This is a genomic window from Gryllotalpicola ginsengisoli DSM 22003 (assembly GCF_000419445.1).
GTDB lineage: Bacteria > Actinomycetota > Actinomycetes > Actinomycetales > Microbacteriaceae > Gryllotalpicola > Gryllotalpicola ginsengisoli.
In genome coordinates this window covers 1-6170 of sequence record NZ_AULK01000018.1, presented here as the reverse complement: position 1 = coordinate 6170, position 6170 = coordinate 1, and the positions used below count along the sequence as shown (strand labels likewise).

The 6170-nt window shown below is 65.1% G+C and carries 7 protein-coding genes and 1 pseudogene; 5 read left to right on the top strand and 3 right to left on the bottom strand.

What is annotated here, in order from left to right; genetic code table 11:
- From H563_RS0114125 to H563_RS18165, 4 genes and pseudogenes are all read left to right on the top strand, one after another.
- Positions 1–249: transposase (locus tag H563_RS0114125; RefSeq protein WP_022883228.1), on the top strand; the 249-nt coding region annotated here is incomplete at its 5' end.
- Positions 250–294: 45 nt separating this feature from the next.
- Positions 295–681 (top strand): annotated as a pseudogene (locus H563_RS17810) (IS256 family transposase); the annotation flags it as partial.
- Between the two features lie 25 nt (positions 682–706).
- Positions 707–1057, top strand: a complete 351-nt coding sequence (locus tag H563_RS17015; RefSeq protein ID WP_022883227.1) for a hypothetical protein — start codon at positions 707–709, stop codon at positions 1055–1057.
- Between the two features lie 11 nt (positions 1058–1068).
- Positions 1069–1491 (top strand): hypothetical protein, encoded by a 423-nt coding sequence (locus H563_RS18165; RefSeq protein WP_155865281.1) that lies wholly within the window; start codon positions 1069–1071, stop codon positions 1489–1491.
- Positions 1492–1507: 16 nt separating this feature from the next.
- On the opposite strand, the gene H563_RS0114110 is transcribed toward H563_RS18165, so the two are convergent.
- The 3 genes from H563_RS0114110 to H563_RS0114105 all read right to left on the bottom strand — a co-directional run bounded on the left by H563_RS0114110 (position 1508) and on the right by H563_RS0114105 (position 4666).
- On the bottom strand, positions 1508–2725 hold the full coding sequence (locus H563_RS0114110; RefSeq protein ID WP_022883225.1) for an SGNH/GDSL hydrolase family protein: 1218 nt from the start codon (positions 2723–2725) through the stop codon (positions 1508–1510).
- On the bottom strand, positions 2646–3221 hold the full coding sequence (locus H563_RS17805; RefSeq protein WP_245556865.1) for a TetR/AcrR family transcriptional regulator: 576 nt from the start codon (positions 3219–3221) through the stop codon (positions 2646–2648). Before H563_RS17805 ends, H563_RS0114110 begins: the two co-directional genes overlap by 80 nt.
- A gap of 464 nt (positions 3222–3685) precedes the next feature.
- Entirely contained in the window at positions 3686–4666 is a 981-nt protein-coding gene (locus tag H563_RS0114105; RefSeq protein ID WP_022883224.1) for a helix-turn-helix domain-containing protein, read from the bottom strand.
- A gap of 138 nt (positions 4667–4804) precedes the next feature.
- On the opposite strand from H563_RS0114105, the gene H563_RS17145 reads away from it, so the two are divergent.
- A complete protein-coding gene (locus H563_RS17145) occupies positions 4805–6157 on the top strand; it encodes an ISL3 family transposase (protein ID WP_027479097.1) in 1353 nt (450 codons plus the stop codon).
- Positions 6158–6170: the final 13 nt, after the last annotated feature.

Below are 6170 nucleotides of genomic sequence, written 5' to 3'. Positions count from 1 at the left end.
CGCGAGGCGCCCTCCACTTTCATAGCCGGTACCAACGCGATCGAGTCGATCAACGCCCGCTACCGGCGCGCCGTCCGGGCGCGCGGGCACTTCCCCAACGAGGCCGCCGCGCTCAAATGTCTCTACCTCGTGACGCGGTCGCTTGACCCCACCGGCGGAGGCCGGGCACGCTGGGTGACGAGGTGGAAGCCCGCGCTGAACGCGTTCGCGATCACCTTCGCCGGACGGTTCGAGAAAACCACCCACTGATGAAATCGCCGGACCCCACACACCGAATTTCGGACAGACCCCGCCCAGATCGTGCTGTCGCTGACCGCCCGTGGGTTGACGACCGGGGAGATCGCCGCGCACTTCGACGAGGTCTATGGGGCGAAGGTCTCGAAAGACACGATCAGCCGGATCACCGAGAAGGTCGCCGGGGAGCTCGCCGAGTGGTCGAGCAGGCCGTTGGACGCGCTCTACCCGGTGATCTTCGTCGACGCGATCGTGGTGAAGGTCCGTGACGGGCAGGTGAGGAACACCCCGTTCTATGTCGTGATGGGCGTCAGGACGAACGGTGAGCGGGAGATTCTCGGGATCTGGGCCGGTGACGGCGGTGAGGGAGCACGGTTCTGGCTGCAGGTGTTCACCGAGCTGAAGAACCGGGGCGTCGAAGACGTCCTCATCGCCGTCTGCGACGGGCCCGGACGATCCCCGAAAGGCCGCGGTGGCACGCATCCTGCACCGCGTCACCCGCGTCTACAGCGTGATCGCCGTCCTGGTGCCCGTGTTCGGGCTGGCCACAGCGGCGAGCATCGGCGTCCTCGGCGACGCGTGGCTGATCGCGTCGATGATCCTCACCGCGATCGCCGCGGTCCTGCTCATCGCCTTCATCCTGCCCAGACAGTCACGCCTCGTCCGCGCTCTCGACCCCGACGCAGCCGATCCGGCCCAGCCCTCGCTCGACCGGATCCCGGGGAGCCTGAGCATGGTCACCGGGATCTTCAACGTGGTGTGGGCCATCGTCGTCGTCCTCATGATCTACCGGCCGGGATCGACCACGGGAGTCGGGCTATGAGTCCACGCCGCATGCTCCAGATCGCGGGGACGGCCGAACTGGTCACCCTCATCCTCATGCTCGCCAACATGCTCACCGTGCATGCACCCGCGATCTCGCAGGTTCTCGGGCCGCTGCAAGGCCTGGCGTACATGGCCACCGTCATCACCGCGATCCTCGTCCGCGGTGACCGACACATCGTCTGGGTGCTCTCCCTCATCCCCGGCATCGGCGGACTCCTCGCCCCCGCTCCGCCTCCCCCCAGCAACTCGATCGGCACATCCTCGACGAGGACGTGTAGCTCGGCCTGCGCCGGGGGCGGGATCAGCCGGTCGACGGCATGGTCACGACGGGCGCGCGCCGTACGAGAGGCATCAGACGGCCGCGACGCATCAGTCAGCTCATCGAATCCTCTACGAAGGCTGGGGATCTGGCTCGCTCAACGCAACGACTAGATCAACGCAGTCACTGTCACCTTGTCGTGGGGATCGCCCCCTCAACGCCGAAAACCTCCTCGGCGAACCTCTCCCCGAGAAGCCGGTGGGTGGCCGCATCAGGGTGGAGGTCGTCCGGGAGCGGGTGCGACTGTGCATCGCTCGCCCCGTAGAGGGCCATTCCGTCAAGCGCGAAGAGGTTCGGGTCGGATGCGGAACGGTCCTGAAACACTTGGTCGATGTCAGCGCGGATCGTGGCGAGGTCGAGTTTTCCTCTTTGGACCTCCGCCGGGTCGCCGGCAGCGACGAATCTGGTCTCCCCCCGGGCGAGTGCGTCGGGGTCGAACGCTCCGGGCCCGGGTGTGTGTTCGAAGATCGGGCTCCACAGTGGGGTAACCAGAAGCAAAGGCGTGTCGGGGTGACCGTCCCGGATCACGTCGAGGAAGCCATGGAGTGCCGGGGCGAAAGCGCGACGGCGCATGAGATCCGCGTTGACGATGTTGATCCCCACTTTCACGGAGATCAGGTCGGCGGGCAGGTCACGCATCGTCCGCGCAACGAACGGGTCCAGTAGGGCACTGCCACCGAAGCCCAGGTTCGTGAGTTCTACGCCTCCGAGACGCGCGGCGACCGCCGTCCAGGTGGTGGCCGCGCTGGCTGCGTTAGATCCCTGGCTGATCGAGGACCCGTAATGAACCCATGTTGGAGCTGGCCGGTGCGCCGGAGCGAGCGGCTCGTCTGCGTCAATGGAGATCAGCTCGACTGACTCCGAATACGGCAGCCATATCTCGACCAGACGTTCCACGCCACCGGACACACCGAGCTCAAAGGTCAGCTCTTCCGGCTCGGCCTCTGAGCGGGTGATCTCGCCAGTGGTGAGGTCACGAAGGATCTGAACCGCGCTCGAAAGCGAGGCCGAGGCGACGAGTTCCCCGTCGACGAGCACATCGAACACGCCCGGCGCACGCAGCGGAACGCCGACGTAACCGAAACGTTCAGCGCGAGCCACAAGAGTCACGCGTGTTGCGGCAGATCGAAAAGCGACTCGAACTCCCGCGGGCTGCGCTTCGGCTAGCTCGAGCTGCGCGTCTGCTTGACGTCGAGCCCACGCAGGTAGGCGATGCGGTCGAACGCCAGTTTCGGTGCGCTCGATCTCGACAGCACCACGAACAAGTTCAGCTGTGATCTCCACTAGATCCTCCTTCACGTTCATCTCGATGCGTTGGCCAATGACTGAGCAGTTGATGTAGCGCATCGATACATCGTTGCCAGCTGACCTCAGGGTCGGGCTGTGAGTGTGCAAACGAACTCGAACGCTGCAGTTCGATGTAGCCGTGGATGGTTGCACCGATGAACCGGACGGCATGCACCTGCTCTTCCTCCGGAACCTCGTATCCCCTCAACACCGCCCCAGTCAGCTGCACATGCCGCGGGCCATCACTCGAACGCGCAGTCGGCGAATCCAACCGCAGGTGCGCAGCCTCATACCGTCCAGGATGATCCGCCGCATATGACCGATACGTGGCTGCCAAGGCCGTCAACGCGTCACGCCCCGACCGGCCAGACAGCGCCACGGACAACCGGTCAGAAAGCTCAGAAAGCGCCTGCAGTGTCATGCGCGTCTGCAGATCCCGCAAACTGCGAACGTGCGTGTACAGACTCGCGGTCTGCACCCCGGCCCGTCGGGCAAGAGCAGACATTGTGACGCGCTCCAGTCCCTGCTCATCCGCGAGACGACACGCGTCCTCCACGAGGCGCTCCGCCGTGAGTCGCACACGATTCACTTCATCACCTTCCCTTATTAGGATTTATCCTAACATGTTTAGGATTCTGGTTGACATCGATGTGACGAGCGGTGGCTCTCGCCATCATCCGATGAACCACATCACCGCCTACAGCACCCAGAACACGGGAGGTTTCATCTGCTCCTGTTGGGTGATCTTGCGTCGGCGTGTGGACGTTCACGCGTCGATGGCTACGACGTTACGTAGCGTCACATTTCGTGTCGGGCGTCTCTTGTGCGACCGACCCCCTGACCCCCAGGCGCCAAGAAGGCGTCGAGGAGGCCGAAATTCGCGTAGTTCCGGACCTCAGATCACGCAGCGCGACTCGCGAGATGAACCTTGACGGGTCGCTGCGGTATGAGCCGCCGACCTCGTTCACGCCGTTCGAAGCGCGGGACAAGTCCTGCGGTGGGCCGGTGTCGATATGGAGTTCAGTTCGGCGGGTCGGAACGGCCGAAGGAGGTCTTGACGTCTGTGTTGCTCCGTCCCTCAATGCGATGCTCGCGATACTCCCCGCGGTACGCTGCCGGTGTCGTTTCGTATGCTCGACGGAATGCTCGAATGAAGGTAGTGGTGTCGACGAAACCGCAAGCTGCTGCCACTTCGGTGATGCTAAACGTCGTCGACTCCAACATGCTCTTCGCGTGTCTCAGACGCGCAGCACGGATATAGTGCGCCGGCGTCGTGCTCAGCCGTTCGAATGCTATGTAGACCGTACGGATCGAAACGCCTTCGACACGGGCGAGCAGCGCGACATCCAGTCGCGGGTCGGTGAGGTTGTCTTGGACGAAGCGGCACAACCTCGCGAGAAGGGTGTCGCGTGAATGGCGCTTTCTCGGCTCAAGGCCGACCTGCCGACGTATGGCGTCGCCTACCAATTCGATCCCCACGCGGATCGCGTCGCTCGGATCTCGCCATGCCGCGTTCCCATCCAGAAACGATCGAACCACGGTGGCGTATGTTGGCAACGCGCGGTCACCGCGCACGGACAGGGGTCTCGCGGCGACGCGTTCGAGATCGGATCGGCTGACACCGACATAGCTCACCGGAATCTGCAGTATCACCAGTTGCGCGTGCGTCGGGAAGAGAAGACTGTACGGGTATTCGGCCATGTAGAGCACCGATTGACCGGGATTGACGTGAGCCACACGACTGCTCTGAAACACGTCATTCTTGCCTCGAAGTTGCAACGAGAACAGCAATACGTCGGGCGAGGATCGCGCGATCAGTCCCGGTGTGCGCGTGACGTGACACCCCGCCGAGGTCACCCGAGTCAGACTCGCCAGCCCCGCTTCGAAGTGCTCCATGGTGCCGACGAAGTCCGACGCGACACTCGCGATGCTCACGGGGACGAACGAACGAGAAGCTAGCGTCTCCCAATCGTCACGGGAGCGCGCGGTGAGCTCAACCATTCCCCCAACATAAGTGGCTCTTCGGACTTCGGGTGGGGGCTGGGGGTTGTGCCGGGCCGTGGCGTAGTGGTGTGAGGCGGGTCGAGGGCCCGAGGATCGGTAGCGACCAAGCAACCCTTCCCCGGGAGTCCTCGACCCGTGCCCGATGCTACGGGGTGCGCCGCCGCGTGCCCATCTTCTGTTGTCTACTGTGATCGTTGTGATGTGCTCGTCGGTCTCGGCGGGCTTCACGTCATCGCTGCGCAGCGCCGCGGCGATGGGGTGCTCGTCATCGATGTCGAGTCACCGCCGGGGTCGGTGGGGTGCCCGCGATGCGGGCAGGTCGCCGAGTCCAGGGGCCGTAAGACGCTCGTGTTGATCGACGCGCCGATGGGCGCAGGGCCGGTGCGGGTGCGATGGCGCAAGCGCCGGTGGCGTTGCGTCGATGATGCGTGCGCACAGAAGTCGTTCACCGAGCAGGACACTGCCGTTGCTGCTTCGCGGGCGCAGCTCACGGCCCGGGCCCTCTCGTGGGCGGTCGCTCAGATGCGGCGGGAGAACGCCTCGGTGCAAGGCATCGCCCGGCAGCTCGGGGTGTCCTGGAAAACGGTGTGGCGGCACGTCAAGCCGGTGCTGGAGCGCCGCGCAGCGGACGAGTCCCGCTTCACTGGTGTCACCACCCTTGGCGTCGATGAGCACCTCTGGCACCACGTCTCGACCAAGCCGGTCGAAGACGGCGGGCGGGGTCCGAAGGAACTGACCGGGATGGTCGATCTGACCCGTGACGCCAGCGGACGCGTCCGCGCCAGGCTGCTGGACCTCGTGCCCGGTCGTTCCGCGAAGGCCTACGCCGACTGGCTGCAGGAACGCGGCGAGCAGTTCCGCGACCAGGTGCAGATCGCGACGCTGGACCCGTTCGCCGGATACAAGAAGGCCCTCGATGATGAGCTCGACGACGCGGTCGCCGTGCTCGACGCTTTCCATGTCGTCAAGCTCGGCACCCAGGCCGTGGATGAGGTCCGTCGCCGCGTCCAGCAGGACACCCTCGGCCACCGTGGCCGCAGGGGCGACCCGCTCTACGGGATCCGCAACACCCTCCGCGCCGGACGCGAGAACCTCACCGACCGACAGACTCAGCGCCTCGCCGACGCGTTCGCCGGGCGGGAGGAGCACGTCGAGGTCGAGGTCGCCTACGAATGCGCCCAGAAGCTCCGCGACGCTTACCGCCGCGCTGACCTCGCCGAGGGCAAGAAGATCGCCGAGCAGGTGCTCGACTCGTTCCCGTCCTGCCCGATCCCCGAGATCGCCCGCCTCGGCAAGACCCTCACCCGCTGGCGGGACGCGTTCCTGGCCTACTGGACCACAGGTCGCTCATCCAACGGCGGCACCGAGGCCGTGAACGGACTCATCGAACTCGCCCGCCGCGTCGCCCGCGGCTTCCGCAACTACGACAACTACCGACTCAGAATGCTCCTCATCGCCGGCGGCCTCGACCCCACCACCCCCACCTGAAGTCCGAAGAGCC

Bases quoted from the DNA above. Each gene is read 5' to 3' on its own strand.
- H563_RS18165 (WP_155865281.1), top strand. From the start codon at position 1,069: ATGCTCCAGATCGCGGGGACGGCCGAACTGGTCACCCTCATCCTCATG.
- H563_RS0114110 (WP_022883225.1), bottom strand. From the start codon at position 2,725: ATGCGCTACATCAACTGCTCAGTCATTGGCCAACGCATCGAGATGAAC.
- H563_RS0114105 (WP_022883224.1), bottom strand. From the start codon at position 4,666: ATGGTTGAGCTCACCGCGCGCTCCCGTGACGATTGGGAGACGCTAGCT.